This is a genomic window from Rathayibacter sp. PhB152 (genome assembly GCF_003751395.1).
Classification (GTDB): Bacteria; Actinomycetota; Actinomycetes; order Actinomycetales; family Microbacteriaceae; genus Rathayibacter; species Rathayibacter festucae.
In genome coordinates this window covers 15,714-31,955 of record NZ_RJUT01000006.1, presented here as the reverse complement: position 1 = coordinate 31,955, position 16,242 = coordinate 15,714, and the positions used below count along the sequence as shown (strand labels likewise).

Sequence of the window (16,242 nt, the reverse complement as noted above, 5' to 3'; positions counted from 1 at the left end):
GCCTGCGGCGGCTACTCGACCAGCAGCGTGGGCCGACACGTCGGCAACAGCCTGACCAGCATGCGAGGGCGTTCCCTGCGGGGGCGCTCTTCCATGCTGATCGAGTAGCCCGCTGCGCGGGCGTGTCGAGATCCACCGTCCGCAGGCGCGCACTCTCGAGATCCACCCGCCGGGGCCCCGCCGCCCCGCCCCGGTAGCCTGGAGCCATGACCGACAGCCAGCACGTCCGCGCCCGCGAGAACACGTCCGGCCGCGACCTGACGTACCCGCCGCTGCCCGAGGCGCTCGTCGTCCCCGTCTACGACAACCACACGCACCTCGAGATCAGCGATGGTCTCGAGCCCCTGGACTACCGCGAGCAGCTCGACCGTGCCTCCACGGTCGGCGTCCGGGGCGTCGTGCAGGTCGGCACCGATGTCGAGACCAGCCGCTGGTCGGCCGAGCGCGCCGCCTCCGAGCCGCGCATGCTCGCCGCCGTCGCGATCCACCCCAACGAGGCGCCGGCGCTCGAGGAGCGCGGCGAGCTCGACGACGCCCTCGCCGTGATCGCCGAACTGGCCTCCCAGCCGCGCGTGCGCGCCGTCGGTGAGACCGGCCTCGACTTCTTCCGCACCGGCGAGAGCGGCCGCGCCGCCCAGTTCCGCTCGTTCGAGGAGCACATCCGCATCGCGAAGGAGACCGGGATCGCGCTGCAGATCCACGACCGCGACGCGCACCGCGAGGTGATGGAGACCCTCCGCCGCGTCGGCGCCCCCGAGCGCACCGTCTTCCACTGCTTCTCCGGCGACGCCGAGATGGCGCGGATGTGCGCGGAGGAGGGCTGGTACCTCTCCTTCGCCGGCACCGTCTCGTTCAAGAACGCCGAGTCGCTGCGCGAGGCGCTGATCGCCACTCCCCGGCACCTGATCCTCGTCGAGACCGACGCGCCGTACCTCACTCCCGAGCCGTTCCGCGGCCGCCCGAACGCGCCCTACCTGATCCCGCACACCCTCCGCTCGATGGCCGCGACGCTGGAGACCGACGTCGGCCACCTGGCCGCCACGATCGCCTCGAACACCGAGCAGGTCTACGGCGAGTGGGGCGGCGAGGTCGGCTCGGAGCCGTCGGAGCCGGTCGGGCAGCTGGCATGACCGGCCGGCACGCGGCGGAGGCGGCGGCCGAGGAGGTCGCTGTCCCGAAGCTGCTCGGACCCGCCGAGATCCGCGATCTCGCCCAGCTGCTCGACGTCACGCCGACCAAGAAGCTCGGCCAGAACTTCGTGCACGACGCCAACACCGTCCGCCGCATCGTCAAGCTCGCCCGCGTGGAGCCGGGCGAGAGCGTCGTCGAGATCGGCCCGGGCCTCGGCTCGCTCACCCTCGGCCTGCTCGAGGCTGGCGCCGGGGTCGTCGCCGTCGAGATCGACGGCCGGCTCGCGGAGCAGCTGCCCCGCACGGTCCAGCTGATGGCGCCCGCCGCCGACCTCACCGTGATCCGCGCGGACGCGATGAAGGTGCTCGAGCTGCCGGGCGAGCCCGTGCGGCTCGTCGCGAACCTCCCGTACAACATCTCGGTGCCGGTGCTGCTGCACTTCCTCGAGCACTTCCCGAGCATCCGCTCCGGCGTGGTGATGGTGCAGTCCGAGGTCGGCCTCCGCCTCGCGGCCGGCCCGGGCTCCAAGATCTACGGCGGCCCGAGCGTCAAGGCGTCCTGGTTCGGCTCGTTCACGACCGGCGGCACCGTGTCCCGGCAGATCTTCTGGCCGGTGCCCAACGTCGACAGCGTCCTCGTCTCGTTCGAGCGCGGCGAGGAGCCGGGCGACGAGACCCTGCGCCGCGCCGTCTTCGCGGTGGTCGACGCGGCGTTCGCGCAGCGGCGGAAGATGCTCCGCCAGTCGCTCGCCGCGCTCTTCGGCGACAGCACGGCCGCGATCGCCGCGCTCGAATCGGCCGGCGTGCCGCAGACGGCCCGCGGCGAGGAGCTCGACGTCGCGGCGTTCACCGCCCTCGGCCGGGCGCTCGACCCGGCGCGGGTGCCGGTCCGCGGTGGCTCAGTGCCGACTGCGACGGGGGCCGAGGACGACGGCGAGAGCGCCGACGAGGATGCCGGCGAGGCCGTCGACGAGAGCGCTCCCGCCGCGGACGAGCGCGGCTCCGCCACCCTGTAGCGTGGTCGCATGGCCCATCGCGCGACGACGTCGAACCGGGTCCACGCGCGAGCGCCAGGCAAGATCAACGTCTACCTGAAGGTCGGCGCCGTCCGCGAGGACGGCTACCACGAGCTCGCGACGGCGTTCCAGTCGCTCTCCCTCTACGAGGACGTCCGCGCGAGCGATGCCCCCGACTTCTCGGTCGAGTTCTCCGGCTCGATCGACACCCGCGGCCTCGCCGTCGACGGGTCGAACCTCGCGATCAAGGCGGCGCGCGCCCTCGCCCGGGCGACCGGCTACCGCGGCGGCGTGCACCTCGAGATCGAGAAGAACGTGCCGATCGCGGGCGGGATGGGCGGCGGCTCGGCCGACGCCGCCGCGACGCTGCTGGCCTGCGACGCGCTCTGGGGCACCGCCTGCACCCGCGAGCAGCTGCTCGGCATCGCCGCCGGGCTCGGCGCGGACGTCCCGTTCTCCTTCACCGGCGGCACCGCGATCGGCGTCGGCCGCGGCGACGAGCTGAGCCCCGCGCTCGCGAAGGGCCGCTTCGAGTGGGTGCTCGTGCTCTCGGAGCAGGGCCTGTCGACCCCCGAGGTCTACCGCGAGCTGGACCGCCACCGCGAGCGGCACCTGCACGACTTCCGGCCGATCTCCGCGACGCCGAGCATCGAGCCGAACGTGCTCCAGGCTCTCCGGGCGGGCGACGCCGCGATGCTCGCCGACGCGATGCACAACGACCTCCAGGCGCCCGCCCTGCACCTGCAGCCCGGCCTCGCGCGGATCCTCGAGCGCGGCGAGGAGAGCGGCGCGCTCGGCGGCCTGGTCTCCGGCTCCGGCCCGACGGTCGCCTTCCTCCTGCCCGACGCCGACGCCGCGCTCGACCTGCAGCTCGAGCTGACGTCCGCCCGCCTGCGCGCCGTCCGCGTCTCCGGCCCGGTCCACGGCGCCCGCCTCCTCTCCACCTGACCACGCAGGTCGAGCAGCCGCCACTGCCTGCTGGTCGAGCAGCCGCGGAGCGGCTCCCGCATGCTGGTCGAGTAGCCGCGTAGCGGCGTATCGAGACCCGGCGTCTGCTCAACGGTGGATCTCGATACGCCCTCTGCGGGGGCTACTCGATCAGCATGAACGGGGCGGGTTCGTCTCCATGCGCGGCGGCCTCCACATTCTGGTCGAGCAGCCGCCACTGCATGCTGGTCGAGCAGCCGCGGAGCGGCGTATTGAGACCCGGCGTCTGCTCAACGGTGGATCTCGATACGCCCTCAGCGAGGGCTGCTCGATCAGCAGGGGTGGGCCGCCGCGCCGTCCGCAGAGAACGCTCGATCTCGTGGCCTAGAGTGCCGCTCATGGCCCCCAGACGAGTAGCACTGTTCGCGATCCTCACCGGGCTCGTCTCGGCCGCCGTCACCCTCGCCACCGCCGAGCTCGTCGCCGTCTTCACGGGCGCCGGCGGCAGCCCGCTCGTCGCGGTCGGCGGCTTCGTGATCGACATCGTCCCGCCGGGCGTCAAGGACACGGTCATCGCCCTGTTCGGCACCGGTGACAAGCTCGTCCTCCTCGTCTCCCTCGGGATCGCGGTCGCCCTGCTCGCGATCGCCGCCGGACTGCTCGAGTACCGCAAGACGCCGCTCGGCGTCCTGGTCCTCGCCGCCGTCGCCGGCCTCGGTGCGCTCGCGGCCGTCAGCCGGGAGGGCGCGTCCGGCATCGACGCCGCGCCGAGCGTGGTCGGCATGGTCGCCGGTGCGATGGTGCTGCGCGCCGCCTCCGCCCGCTTGCGCGCCTGGGACGAGGAGCCCGCCCAGGGCTCGACCGACCGCCGCTCCTTCCTCCGCCTGGTCGGCATCGCCGGCGCCGCGGCCGTCGTCGCGGGCGTGGGCGCGCGGGTCGTCACCGCCGCCGCCTCCGCCGTGACCGCGGTCCGCGAGGCCGTGGTGCTGCCGACCCCCGCCGCCACCGCCGCGCCGATCCCCGCGGCCGGCGTCCTCGACGACATCGAGGGCATCAGCTCCTACGTCACCTCCAACGACGACTTCTACCGCATCGACACCGCGCTCTCGGTGCCCAGCGTCGACCCGGCGGACTGGTCGCTCAAGATCACCGGCATGGTCGAGGAGGAGATCACCCTCACCTGGGACGAGCTGCTCGCCCTCCCGCTGGAGGAGCACCTCGTCACCCTCTCCTGCGTCTCGAACGAGGTCGGCGGCGACCTGATCGGCACCGCGCTCTGGCTCGGCTACCCGATCCGCGAGCTGCTCGCCCGCGCCCGCCCGACTGCCGGCGCCGACATGGTGCTCTCCCGCAGCATCGACGGCTTCACCGCGTCCAGCCCGCTCGAGGTGCTGACGGACGAGGGCCGCGCGAGCCTGCTCGCCGTCGGCATGAACGGCCAGCCGCTCCCGGTCGAGCACGGCTTCCCGGTGCGGATGGTCGTCCCGGGCCTCTACGGCTACGTCTCGGCGACGAAGTGGGTCACCGAGCTGAAGGTCACCACCTTCGAGGACGACGTCGCCTACTGGTCGACCCGCGGCTGGACCGAGCGGGGCCCGATCAAGGTCGAGTCCCGGATCGACGTCCCGCGCCAGGGTCAGGCCGTCCCGTCCGGCACGGTCGCGGTCGCGGGCGTCGCCTGGGCCCCGCACACCGGCATCTCCAAGGTCGAGGTCCAGATCGACGGCGGTGCCTGGCAGCCCGCGCGCCTCGCCGAGGCCGTCACCGCCGACACCTGGATCCAGTGGGTCTACGAGTGGGACGCGATCGCCGGCGACCACGTCGTCCTGGTCCGCGCCACCGACTCCGAGGGCCTGGTGCAGACGCAGGACGAGGCGCCGCCCGCCCCGGACGGCGCGACCGGCTGGCACATGCGCACCGTGACGGTCGCCTGAGCACACCGCGTCCGCCCGTGGGGATCCGCGGAGGCGGCCCCCGGTAAACTCGGCCCCTATGGCACATCTCCTGGGCGCTGAGTCGCTCCGCCTCGAGTACCCCACGCGGGTCATCTTCGACGACGTCTCCCTCGGCATCGAGGAGGGCGACCGCATCGGCATCGTCGGCCGGAACGGCGACGGCAAGTCCACCCTCCTCCGCCTGCTCGCGCAGCGCATCGAGCCCGACGGCGGCCGGGTGACCCACCGCCGCGGCGTCACGCTCGGCATGCTCGACCAGGCCGACACCGTCGACGAGGAGCTCACCGTCGCCCAGGCCGTCGTCGGCGGCCTCGAGGAGCACGAGTGGGCCGGGGACGCGCGCACCCGCGACGTCATCGCCGGCTTGCTGCGCGACGTCCCCTGGGACGGCGTCGTCGGCGCGCTCTCGGGCGGCCAGCGCCGCCGCGTCGCGCTGGCCAAGCTGCTCGTCGGCGACTGGGACGTCGTCTTCCTCGACGAGCCCACCAACCACCTCGACGTCGAGGGCATCGCCTGGCTCGCCGAGCACCTCAAGCGCCGCTGGGCCGCGACCTCGGGCGGCCTCGCGGTCGTCACCCACGACCGGTGGTTCCTCGACGAGATCTGCACCGCGACCTGGGAGGTGCACGACCGCCTGGTCGAGCCCTTCGAGGGCGGCTATGCGGCGTACATCCTGCAGCGCGTCGAGCGCGACCGGATGGCCTCGACCATGGAGTCGAAGCGGCAGAACCTGATGAAGAAGGAGCTGGCCTGGCTCCGCCGCGGCGCTCCGGCCCGCACGGCCAAGCCCAAGTTCCGCATCGATGCGGCGAACCAGCTGATCGAGAACGAGCCGCCCGTGCGCGACTCCGTCTCGCTCTCGCAGCTCGCCGTCTCGCGGCTCGGCAAGGACGTCGTCGACCTGCTCGACGTCACCGTCCGCTACGGCGAGCGGACCGTGCTCAACAGGATCGAGTGGCGGATCGCGCCCGGCGAGCGCACCGGTGTCCTCGGCGTCAACGGCGCCGGCAAGTCGACCCTCCTCGGCCTCGTGGCCGGCAGCGTGCAGCCGACCAGCGGCAAGGTGAAGCGCGGCACCACGGTCCGCGTCGCGATCCTCGACCAGCAGCTGCGCGAGCTGACCGAGGTGCAGCACCAGCCGGTCCGCGAGATCATCGCCGAGCAGCGCACCAGCTACTCGATCGGCGGCAAGGAGATGACCCCCGGGCAGCTGCTCGAGCGCCTCGGCTTCTCCAGCGCCCAGCTCTCGACGCCGGTGAAGGACCTCTCCGGTGGCCAGCGCCGCCGGCTGCAGCTGCTGCTGATCCTGCTCAGCGAGCCGAACGTGCTGATCCTCGACGAGCCCACCAACGACCTCGACACCGACATGCTCGCCGCGATCGAGGACCTGCTCGACTCCTGGCCCGGCACGCTGCTCGTCGTCTCGCACGACCGCTACCTGCTCGAGCGGGTCACCGACCAGCAGTACGCCGTGATGGACGGCGCGTTCCGCCACCTGCCCGGTGGTGTGGAGCAGTACCTCGACCTGCGCCGCGCGCTGGAGAAGGGCGCGCCCGCGGGCGGCTCGACCGGCGCGTCCGCTCCGGCCCCGTCCGGTCTCGGCGGCGCCGAGCGGCGCACCGCCGAGAAGGAGGTGTCGGCGATCGACCGGCGCCTGCACAAGCTCACGCAGCTCTCCGCCGCGGTGCACGAGAAGATGGCGACCCACGACCCGGACGACTACGACGGCATCCTCGGCCTGAACGCGAAGCTGCGCGAGCACCAGGACGAGGCGACCGGCCTCGAGCTGCGCTGGCTGGAGCTGTCCGAGCTGCTCGAGGGCTGAGCGCGGCGCAGAACATCAGCTGAGAAGGGGGTGCCTCCGCTGTGGGGCGAGGGACCCCCGTCTCAGCTGATGTTCTGCAGCGGAGTCAGCCGAAGTCGAGCGAGAGCTTGCGGAGCAGCTGCGCCAGCCGCTCCTGCTGCGCGTGCGTGAGCGCTCCGAGCAGCTCCTGCTCGGCGTCGACGAGCCGGGTGATCGCCGCATCCACCCGGGACAGGCCCGACGGCGTCATCTGCACCAGCACGCCGCGGCCGTCGTTCGGATCGTCGAGGCGCTCGACGAGGTCGCGCTCGACCAGCCGGTCGATCCGGTTCGTCATCGTGCCGCTGGTGACCATCGTCGCCTGGAGCAGCTGCTTCGGGCTCATCCGGTAGGGCGCCCCCGCGCGGCGGAGGGCGGAGAGGACGTCGAACTCCCAGGTCTCGAGCTCCGAGCGGCCGAAGGCACTGCCGCGCGCCCGCTCCAGCTGCTTGGCGAGCCGGCGCATCCGCGAGAAGACCTGCAGGGGAGTGAAGTCGAGGTCGGGCCGCTCGCGCACCCAGGCGTCGACGATGCCGTCCACCTCGTCATTCGCGCTCACCCGTCCATTCTGGCGGGTGCGCGCCCCGGGAGTCGCCGGGAGCCGCCCGGCGGGGACGCCACGGCGACGGCGGGTGCGGGCGGATGGCAGGATGGACGGCGCGCGAGAGCGCGGTCCGCCATGGTGTAACGGCAGCACGGCAGCCTTTGGAGCTGTCCGGTCCAGGTTCGAATCCTGGTGGCGGAGCTCGAGCACCGAGCACCGGTGCCGGACGGAGGAGCACGCGCACCATGGTCGACAGCACGCTCGCGGTGGTGATCCTGGCCGCCGGTCAGGGCACCCGGATGAAGTCCCGCACCCCCAAGGTCCTGCACCGCCTCGCCGGGCGCCCGCTGCTGGGGCACGTCCTCGACACGGCCGCCTCGCTCGACGCCGGCCACGTCGTCACGGTCGTGCGGCACGAGCGCGAGCGGGTCGCCGCCGCGGTCCTGGACCACTCGCCGGCGGCCCTCGTCGTCGATCAGGACGAGGTGCCCGGCACCGGCCGCGCCGTGGAGCTCGGCCTCGCCGCGCTGCCGGACGACTTCGACGGGACCGTCGTGGTGCTCAGCGCCGACGTCCCGCTGCTGGACGCCCCGACGCTGCGCCGCCTGGTCGACGAGCACCTCGCCGCGGCGAACGCCCTGACCATGCTCTCCTGCGTGCTCGAGGACCCGACCGGCTTCGGCCGCATCGTGCGGGGCGGCGACGGCGGCTTCGCCTCGATCGTGGAGCAGAAGGACGCCAGCGACGCCGAGCTCGCGCTGACCGAGACCAACGCCGGCGTCTACGCCTTCGAGGCCGCCGCCCTCCGCGCGGTGATCGGCGCGATCGGCACCGACAACGCGCAGCAGGAGAAGTACCTCACCGACGCCGCCGCCGCGCTCAAGGCCGCCGGCCGCGCCATCGAGGCCGTCCCCGTGCAGGACCGCTGGCTCGTCGCCGGCATCAACGACCGCGCCCAGCTCGCCGACGCCGCGCTCGAGCTCAACGCCCGCATCGTCCGCCGCTGGCAGCTCGAGGGCGTCACGATCCAGGACCCGGCCACCACCTGGATCGACGTCGACGCGGTGCTCTCGCCCGACGTCGAGATCCTCCCCGGCACGCAGATCAAGGGGCCGACGGTCATCGCCTCCGGGGCGATCATCGGGCCGGACACGACCCTCGACTCCTGCGAGGTCGGCGAGGACGCGGTGATCAAGCGCTCGGACGCGACACTCGCGGTGATCGGCGCCCAGGCGCAGGTCGGCCCGTTCTCGTTCCTGCGCCCGGGCACCGTGCTCGGCGAGCGCGGCAAGATCGGCACCTACGTCGAGACCAAGAACGCGACGATCGGCGCCGGCTCGAAGGTGCCGCACCTCTCCTACGTCGGCGACGCGACGATCGGCGAGGAGTCGAACATCGGCGCCGGCTCGATCTTCGCCAACTACGACGGGGTGAACAAGGCGTCCTCCGTCGTGGGGTCGCACGTGCGCGCCGGGTCGCACAACGTCTTCGTCGCCCCCGTTAGAATCGGTGACGGAGCGTACACGGGCGCCGGCACGGTCATCCGCAAGGACATCCCCGCCGGAGCCCTCGGCATCACCGTCGCTCCGCAGCGCAACATGGCCGGATGGGTGCAGACCCATCGTCCGGGAACCGCGTCGGCCACCGCCGCCGAGGCCGCCCAGGCGTCGGAGCCCGAGGGCACCGACCGCGCGACCGGAGGAAGCGGAGCACAGTGACGGGCATCACCGCCAGCAACAAGAAGAGCCTGGTCCTGGTCTCGGGGAGGGCGCATCCGGCACTGGCGGAAGCGGTCGCCGACGAGCTGGGCACCGAGCTGGTCACCACCGAGGGGCGCACCTTCGCGAACGGCGAGCTCTACGTCCGCTACGGCGAGTCGGTCCGCGGCGGGGACGTCTTCGTCCTGCAGTCGCACACCTCGCCGATCAACGAGTGGCTCATGGAGCAGCTGATCATGGTCGATGCGCTCAAGCGCGCCTCAGCCAAGCGGATCACCGTGGTCGCGCCGTTCTACCCCTACGCGCGCCAGGACAAGAAGGGCCGCGGCCGCGAGCCGATCTCGGCCCGCCTCGTCGCCGACCTGTTCAAGGCCGCCGGCGCCGACCGCATCATGTCGGTCGACCTGCACGCCGCGCAGATCCAGGGCTTCTTCGACGGCCCCGTCGATCACCTCTTCGCGATGCCGGTGCTGCTCGAGCACTTCCGCGAGAAGCTCGACCCCTCGACCCTCACCGTCGTCTCGCCGGACATGGGCCGCGTCCGCGTCGCCGACATCTGGAGCGACAAGCTCGGCGTGCCGCTCGCGATCATCCACAAGCGCCGCGACCCCAAGGTCGCGAACCAGGTCTCGGTGCACGAGATCGTCGGAGAGGTCAGCGGCCGCGTCTGCCTCCTCGTCGACGACCTGATCGACACCGGCCGCACCATCGCGAAGGCCGCCGAGGCGCTCAAGGCCGCCGGCGCGATCGGCGTCGTCGTCGCCGCGACCCACGCCGTCTTCTCCGACCCGGCCCGCGAGCTGCTCAGCTCCGAGTTCATCGACTCGGTCGTCGTCACCGACACCCTGCCGCTGCCCGAGGAGAAGAAGTGGGACCGCCTGACGATCCTGCCGATCGCCCCGCTGCTCGCCCGCGCGATCCACGAGGTCTTCGACGACGGCTCCGTCACCTCCATGTTCGACGGCGACGCGTAGGCCGCACCCGGAGACGTCCGCGCTCCGCGCGCCACATGCTGGTCGAGTAGTCGCGGAGCGGCGTATCGGGACCCGGCGTCGCCAGTAGGGGTGGTCTGCAGACCGGCGTCTGACGGTGGTGGACCTCGATACGCCCGCTGCGCGGGCTACTCGATCAGCACGGGCGACGAAGGGTGTGATTGCACTCTGCATGCTGGTCGAGTAGCCGCGGAGCGGCGTATTCATGGTGGTCGAGTAGCCGCGGAGCGGCGTATCGAGACCCGCCGTCGCCTGCAGCGCGGGTCTGCAGACCCGCGTCTGACGGTGGTGGATCTCGATACGCCCGCTGTGCGGGCTACTCGATCAACATGGGGGCGCGGCCTTCGGCCCTCCGGGAAGAGGTCCGACGCCCTAGCATGAGTGAATGCGCATGCATGGTGATCAGACCCGGACGGGGGGTCTGCTGCGCGCCTCCGAGCTGTCGCGGGCGTCGATCGCCGTGGCCGCGCTCTTCCTGGTCTGGTCGCCCGCCGCGCACGAGGCCGGCTGGTGGCTGCTGCTCGGTCTCGGGCTCGCGGCGGCGATGGCCGTCGTCGGCGCAGTCGCCGACTCCGGCCGCGAGGTGCACGACGGACCGACGGGGGAGTGGCTCGGGCTCGCCGGCCGCGCGCTCGCGGCGTCCGCGCTCGCACTGACCGCCGCCGACTCGATCGTCGGCGCGAGCGCTCGCCCGGTCGCCGTGCTCCTGATCGTCGGCACCACCCTCTTCGTGCTCCGCGGCGGCGCCGTCCCGCCCGGGCTCGCGCGCCTGCTCCTGGGGCTCGTGCTGCTCCTCCTGCTGGCCTCCGCCGTGATCGTCGCCCTCGCGGACCCCGTCGCGACCCCGTCCGAGACGGTGATCGGCGGTGCGGAGGGTGCCGGAACGGCGGCCGCCCTGCTGCTCGTCCTCTTCGCGCCCGCCTCGCCCGGCGAGACGCCGACGCTCGGCCGCTCGCTGCTCGGGATCGGCGTCATCACCCTCGTCGCGGCCGTGATCGGCGTCGGGCTGCTCCTGCTCGTCGGTCCGCAGGAGCTCGCCGACGTCCCGGCCTCGCTCTCCGCGGTCGCCGCCGGGACCCCGGCCGCCGCCCTCGTCGGCATCGCCGCCGTGCTCGCCGCCCTCCTCGCGCTCGTCGCCCTGACCCGGCGCGACGCCTCGGCGCTGGTCCGGCTCGCGGACGCGGGCGAGATCCCCGGCCCCTTCGCCCACCGCAACCGCCGCACGGGCGTGCCCGCGGCCGGTCAGCTCGCCGTCTGCCTCGTGTCGGTTCTCGCCGTGGTCGTCCTCGACGCCGACGCCCTGCTCGCCTTCGCGGTCGCGGCCTCGCTGATCGCGCTGATCCTGCGCCGGCTGGACCGCGGAGTCGCCGGTGCGCGGTGGCCCGCGATCGTCTCCGCGGCGGGCGCGCTCGTCCTCCTGCTCGCGCTGCCCTCGGCGACGGCTGCGGCGGTCGCCGTCCTGCTCGCGCTGCTGCTCATCGTCCGCGCCTTCCGGCGCTAGCGGCCTCTACGCGAGCGCGGCGGCCTCGACCGGCCGGCTCGGCAGCGACAGCGCGAGCGGATCCGCCCGCACCCGCCCGAGTCCCGAGCGGACGGCGCCGAGAGCGACCGCCTGATCGCCGAGGGTCGACGGCAGGATCCGCGGTGCCGGGGCGTGCACCTCGCCCACCAGGCGCTCCGAGACCGCGGCGAGCAGAGGGCCGGCTGAGGCGGCCAGAGCCCCGCCGACCACGATCAGGGAGACGTCGAGCAGGTTGGCGACGGTCGCGGTGATGGCGGTGAGGCGGTCGGTCAGCCGCGCGACGACGGCGGAGGCCAGCGGATCGCCCGCGTCGGCCGCGGCCAGCACCTCGGCGGCACCGGGCTGCGCCACGGCGTCGAGGAGCGACGCCGGCCGGCCCGCAACGGCCAGCGCCTCGCGGGCCCAGGTCCGCGCGAGGGCCGCGATGCCCTCCGCCGAGCCGACGCCCTCGACCAGGTCGAGGTAGCGCATCTCGCCGGTGAGGCCGCGGGCGCCGCGCAGCAGCGAGCCGCCGAGCACGATCCCGCCGCCGAGCCGCTCGCCGGAGAGCAGCGCCAGGTAGTCGTCGCAGCCGATCGCCGCGCCGCGCCAGCCCTCGGCCAGCGCGGCGAGGTTCGCGTCGTTGTCGACCACCGGCGACCAGCCGCGGCCGGAGTAGTGGTCCACGAGCCCGGGGTTCATCGCGCCCCAGAAGCCGTTGTCGCCCGCGGGGGAGTGGCCGAGCGCGTCGACGGGAGCCGGGACGCCGAGGGTCAGCGCGAGGACCTCGTCGTCGGTCACGCCGGTGAGGAGGAGGGCGCGGTCGAGCACCCGATCGATGTCGGCGACGCGGCGCTCGTGCGGGAGGTCCTCGACGCGCTCGTGATCGACGGCCTCGACGTGCCGCACGAGGGTCTCGCCGAGCAGGTCGGCGACGAAGACGCCGACGCTGTGCTGTCCGGCGTCCACGCCCACGACGACGCCCGCGCGGCGGCGGAGTGCGTACCGGCGCGCAGGCCGCCCCTTGACGTAGTCGCCGGCCGCGCGCTGGTTCTCCAGCTCCTCCAGCCATCCGAGCTCGATCAGGTCGTCGCAGACGGCGATCACGGTGGAGCGGGTGAGGCCGGTGCGCTCGATCAGGGCGGAGGCGGTCACCGCCTCACCGGTCCAGGCGCGCTCGAGCACGTCGAGCGCGCTGCGCCGGCGCTGGAACGAGCCGGTGCTCAGGGAGAGCCTGCTCTCGGACATCGCGTCCCCCTTCCCCTTGACGTCGGCCGGATCGGCTGCAACAGTACATCGCGTACTAGATTTATTACCTAGATTTAGTCGCCGAAGTAACTTATCCGCAACCCGGGAGACGACGACGTGCCCCTCACCACCACCGCCCTCAGCCGGCGCACCCTGCTCACCGCGGCGGGTGCCGGCGCCGCCGCGCTCGGCCTCGCCGCCTGCGCCTCCCCCTCCGGTTCGGGCGGGGTCACCGAGATCACCTTCTTCCAGTCCAAGCCCGAGGTGATCGGCTACTTCGACGAGGTCATCGACCGCTTCCACGCCGCGCAGTCGCGGGTGCGGGTCGTGCACGACTTCTCCTCGAACCTCTCGGCGGGCTTCGTCCGCACCAATCCGCCGGACCTCGGCTGCCTGAACTACAACTTCGAGGTCGCGCGGTTCGTCGAGCGGGGCGCCCTGAGCGACCTGTCCGACATGGCCGAGGCGAAGCGGATCAACCCCGACCTGCAGCCGCTGATCGAGCAGACCGCGTCCTACCCGGGCCGCACCAGCGTGCTGCCCTACTCGCTGATGTTGTCGGCGGTGCTCTACAACCGCGAGATCTTCGCCGCGCAGAACCTCGAGGTGCCGACCACCTGGACAGAGTTCCTCGCGGTCTGCGACGCGCTGACCGCGGCGGGCATCACCCCGATCTACGGGACGTACAAGGACCCGTGGACGGTCGCGCAGGGTCTCTTCGACTACTCCGTCGGCGGGACCGTCGACCTCGAGGCCTTCTTCTCGCAGCTGAAGGAGCAGGGCGCCGACGTCGGCCCCTCCTCGCCGGTCTCGTTCGAGAAGGACTTCGCCGCTCCCGTCGAGCAGATGGTGCAGCTCGCCGGCTACGCGCAGCCGAACGCGGCCAGCCGCGCCTACGGCGACGGCAACCTCGCCTTCTCGAACGGCGAGGCGGCGATGTACTTCCAGGGCCCGTGGGCGCTGAGCGAGATCGCGAAGACCGCCCCGGACCTCTCGATCGGCGCCTTCCCGCTGCCGATGACGGACGATCCGGACGAGCGCCGCGTGCGGGTGAACGTCGACCTCGCGCTCTGGATCCCGGAGGCCTCGACCAAGAAGGCGGCGGCGCGCGAGTTCCTCTCCTTCCTGATGCAGCCGGAGATCATCGACGCCTACAACGCCGACAACAACGCCTTCGGCGTCACCACCGACGCCCCCGCCGTCACCCAGCCCACCCTCGTCGAGCTGCAGGAGTTCTACGACCGGGCGGCGTTCAGCCTCGGCGCCTCGCAGCTCGTGCCGCAGAACATCCCGCTGCAGAACTACGTCCAGGGCGTCGCCCTCGGCTCCGACCCCGCCGCGACGCTCCGCACGATCGACGCCGACTGGGCGCGCATCGCGTTCCGCTCCTAGACCTCCCCGACCACCTCTCAGAGACGAGACACCATGGCCCTCTCCGCCCCCGCCCGCCCGGAGGAGCGCACCGTCGCGACTCCCCGCACGGCCTCCGCCCCGCGCCGGAAGCCGCGCACCGACCGCACCTTCCTGCTCTACCTGCTCCCCGCGCTCGTGCTCTTCACGCTCGCGATCACCCTGCCCGCCCTGATGGGGATCTTCTTCAGCTTCACCGACTCGATCGGCTTCGGCGAGTGGAGCTTCATCGGACGCACGAACTACGTCGCGCTGTTCTCCGACCCGGCGATCCTCGCCTCCTACGGCTTCACCGTGGGCCTGGCGCTGGTGACCGTGCTCCTGGTCAACGTCGTCGCGTTCCTCCTGGCGATCGCGCTCACCTCGCAGATCCGCGGCAAGGTCGCGCTGCGGGCCGTGTTCGTGCTGCCGATGGTCGTCTCGGGCATCATCATCGCGTTCGTCTTCAACTTCCTCTTCTCCAACTCGCTGCCCGCCTTCGCGCAGTCGGTCGGAGCGACGCCGCTGGCGAGCAGCATCCTCGCGGATCCGAACCTCGCCTGGCTCGCGATCGTGATCGTGACCGCCTGGCAGGCCGTGCCCTCCGCGCTGCTGATCTACATCGCCGGCGTGCTCTCGATCCCCGGCGACGTCTACGAGGCCGCGTCGCTCGACGGCGCCTCCAGCTGGGGGCAGCTGCGCTCGATCACGCTGCCGCTCGTCGCGGGCTACGTCGTGATCAACCTCGTGATCGGCTTCAAGAACTTCCTGAACTCCTACGACATCATCGTCGGCCTGACCGACGGCGGCCCCGGAACCTCGACCCGCAGCGTCGCGATGACGATCTTCTCCGGCTTCACCAGCGGCGACTACGCCTACCAGATGGCCAACGCCACGATCTTCTTCCTCATCGCGCTCGTGATCGCGCTCGTACAGCTGCGCGTCTCGCGCGGAAAGGCGGCCTTCTGATGACCAGCCAGGTCCCCCTCGCCCCGTCCCTCCCCGGCACCCGCGCCGCTGTCGACGCCGACGCCCGTCGCGGGGGGAAGCGGCGGCGCTCGAGCCTCCTGCTCACCCTCGTCCTCGTGGTCTGCGCCCTCTCGGTGATCGGCCCGCTGTGGGTGACGCTGACGATGGCCTTCAAGACCGGCGCCCAGGCCGTCGACGGCAACGCCTTCTCGATCCCGCTGCCGTTCTCGGTCGACGGGTTCGTCCAGGCCTGGAACCTGACCGACTTCCCCCGCGGCTTCGCCGTCTCGGTGTTCGTCTCGGCGATCACGGTCGGCGGTACGATCGTCCTCTCGGCCCTCGCCGCGTTCGCGATCTCGCGGAACTGGAGCAAGCGCTTCTACCGCTGGTCGTTCTTCTACCTGCTCGCGGCGATGTTCCTGCCGTTCCCGGTGCTCGCGCTGTCGCAGGTCTCGCTCACCGGACTCGTCGGGCTCGACAACCCGCTCGGCGTCGCGATCCTGCACGTGATGTTCCAGCTGAGCTTCAGCGTGATGCTCTTCACGGCGTTCCTCCGCTCGCTGCCCGAGGAGCTCGAGGAGAGCGCCCGGCTCGACGGCGCGACCACCAATCAGGTCTTCTGGCGGCTCGTCTTCCCGCTGCTCGCCCCGATGAGCGCGACGGTCGGCATCTTCGCCTTCCTCGCCTCCTGGAACGACTTCATGATGCCGTCGCTGATCACCTCGGACCCGTCGCTGCAGACGCTCCCGGTGCTGCAGAAGATCTTCCAGACCCAGTTCAGCAACGACTACAACGTCGCCTTCGCCTCCTACCTGATGGCGATGGCCCCGGCGATCATCGTCTACCTGTTCACCCAGCGCTGGGTGATGTCGGGCGTGACTCAAGGCGCCATCAAATGACGCGCTGACGCGCTGCCGCCCCTTTTTTTGCTGGTCGAGTAGCCCCGGAGGGGCGTATCGAGCCCCACGCTCACCCAGAGGCAGGCCTGAGGGGTGGATCTCGATACGCCC

The 16,242-nt window shown here is 72.3% G+C and carries 14 protein-coding genes and 1 tRNA gene; 12 read left to right on the top strand and 3 right to left on the bottom strand.

Annotated elements, in window-relative coordinates:
* Window positions 1-206: 206 nt before the first annotated feature.
* From EDF36_RS14650 to EDF36_RS14640, 3 genes are read left to right on the top strand one after another with little or no spacing between them, the layout of a single operon-like run.
* Entirely contained in the window at window positions 207-1,130 is a 924-nt protein-coding gene (locus EDF36_RS14650) for a TatD family hydrolase (RefSeq protein WP_123733574.1), read from the top strand.
* Entirely contained in the window at window positions 1,127-2,146 is a 1,020-nt protein-coding gene (gene rsmA / locus EDF36_RS14645) for a 16S rRNA (adenine(1518)-N(6)/adenine(1519)-N(6))-dimethyltransferase RsmA (RefSeq protein ID WP_185020493.1), read from the top strand. Before EDF36_RS14650 ends, rsmA begins: the two co-directional genes overlap by 4 nt.
* 9 nt (window positions 2,147-2,155) lie before the next feature.
* Window positions 2,156-3,094, top strand: coding sequence for a 4-(cytidine 5'-diphospho)-2-C-methyl-D-erythritol kinase (locus EDF36_RS14640; protein WP_123705149.1), 939 nt, complete (start codon window positions 2,156-2,158; stop codon window positions 3,092-3,094).
* A gap of 142 nt (window positions 3,095-3,236) precedes the next feature.
* Here EDF36_RS14640 and EDF36_RS20950 read toward each other — a convergent pair whose 3' ends face one another.
* Entirely contained in the window at window positions 3,237-3,473 is a 237-nt protein-coding gene (locus EDF36_RS20950; RefSeq protein WP_148060054.1) for a hypothetical protein, read from the bottom strand.
* Between EDF36_RS20950 and EDF36_RS14635 the strand changes: the two genes are divergently transcribed.
* Both EDF36_RS14635 and EDF36_RS14630 read left to right on the top strand, forming a co-directional pair.
* Window positions 3,472-5,007 (top strand): molybdopterin-dependent oxidoreductase, encoded by a 1,536-nt coding sequence (locus EDF36_RS14635; protein WP_123733573.1) that lies wholly within the window; start codon window positions 3,472-3,474, stop codon window positions 5,005-5,007. The two genes, EDF36_RS20950 and EDF36_RS14635, sit on opposite strands and share 2 nt — an antisense overlap.
* Window positions 5,008-5,065: 58 nt before the next feature.
* Window positions 5,066-6,853, top strand: a complete 1,788-nt coding sequence (locus EDF36_RS14630) for an ABC-F family ATP-binding cassette domain-containing protein (RefSeq protein WP_123733572.1) — start codon at window positions 5,066-5,068, stop codon at window positions 6,851-6,853.
* Window positions 6,854-6,938: 85 nt separating this feature from the next.
* Here the strand turns inward: EDF36_RS14630 and EDF36_RS14625 are convergent, their stop codons facing one another.
* Complete coding sequence (locus tag EDF36_RS14625; protein WP_123447633.1) at window positions 6,939-7,430, bottom strand: MarR family winged helix-turn-helix transcriptional regulator; 492 nt, start codon at window positions 7,428-7,430, stop codon at window positions 6,939-6,941.
* A 114-nt stretch (window positions 7,431-7,544) separates the two neighbouring features.
* Between EDF36_RS14625 and EDF36_RS14620 the strand changes: the two genes are divergently transcribed.
* The 4 genes from EDF36_RS14620 (at window position 7,545) to EDF36_RS14605 (ending at window position 11,626) form a co-directional block, all read left to right on the top strand.
* A tRNA-Gln gene (locus EDF36_RS14620) sits at window positions 7,545-7,616 on the top strand.
* A 44-nt stretch (window positions 7,617-7,660) separates the two neighbouring features.
* Window positions 7,661-9,133, top strand: coding sequence for a bifunctional UDP-N-acetylglucosamine diphosphorylase/glucosamine-1-phosphate N-acetyltransferase GlmU (gene glmU / locus EDF36_RS14615; protein WP_123733571.1), 1,473 nt, complete (start codon window positions 7,661-7,663; stop codon window positions 9,131-9,133).
* Window positions 9,130-10,107: a ribose-phosphate diphosphokinase gene (locus EDF36_RS14610; RefSeq protein WP_123447631.1), complete on the top strand. Its 978-nt coding sequence runs from the start codon at window positions 9,130-9,132 to the stop codon at window positions 10,105-10,107. Before glmU ends, EDF36_RS14610 begins: the two co-directional genes overlap by 4 nt.
* Before the next feature lie 409 nt (window positions 10,108-10,516).
* On the top strand, window positions 10,517-11,626 hold the full coding sequence (locus EDF36_RS14605; protein WP_185020492.1) for a hypothetical protein: 1,110 nt from the start codon (window positions 10,517-10,519) through the stop codon (window positions 11,624-11,626).
* A 6-nt stretch (window positions 11,627-11,632) separates the two neighbouring features.
* Here EDF36_RS14605 and EDF36_RS14600 read toward each other — a convergent pair whose 3' ends face one another.
* Window positions 11,633-12,874, bottom strand: a complete 1,242-nt coding sequence (locus EDF36_RS14600) for an ROK family protein (RefSeq protein WP_123733569.1) — start codon at window positions 12,872-12,874, stop codon at window positions 11,633-11,635.
* A 117-nt stretch (window positions 12,875-12,991) separates the two neighbouring features.
* Between EDF36_RS14600 and EDF36_RS14595 the strand changes: the two genes are divergently transcribed.
* The 3 genes from EDF36_RS14595 to EDF36_RS14585 are packed head-to-tail and all read left to right on the top strand — an operon-like array spanning window position 12,992 to window position 16,131.
* Window positions 12,992-14,266: an ABC transporter substrate-binding protein gene (locus EDF36_RS14595; protein ID WP_123733568.1), complete on the top strand. Its 1,275-nt coding sequence runs from the start codon at window positions 12,992-12,994 to the stop codon at window positions 14,264-14,266.
* A gap of 33 nt (window positions 14,267-14,299) precedes the next feature.
* Window positions 14,300-15,232, top strand: coding sequence for a carbohydrate ABC transporter permease (locus tag EDF36_RS14590; protein ID WP_123733567.1), 933 nt, complete (start codon window positions 14,300-14,302; stop codon window positions 15,230-15,232).
* Window positions 15,232-16,131 carry a carbohydrate ABC transporter permease gene (locus tag EDF36_RS14585; protein ID WP_123705141.1) on the top strand — a complete coding sequence of 300 codons (900 nt, stop codon included), beginning with the start codon at window positions 15,232-15,234 and terminating at the stop codon, window positions 16,129-16,131. Before EDF36_RS14590 ends, EDF36_RS14585 begins: the two co-directional genes overlap by 1 nt.
* Window positions 16,132-16,242: the final 111 nt, after the last annotated feature.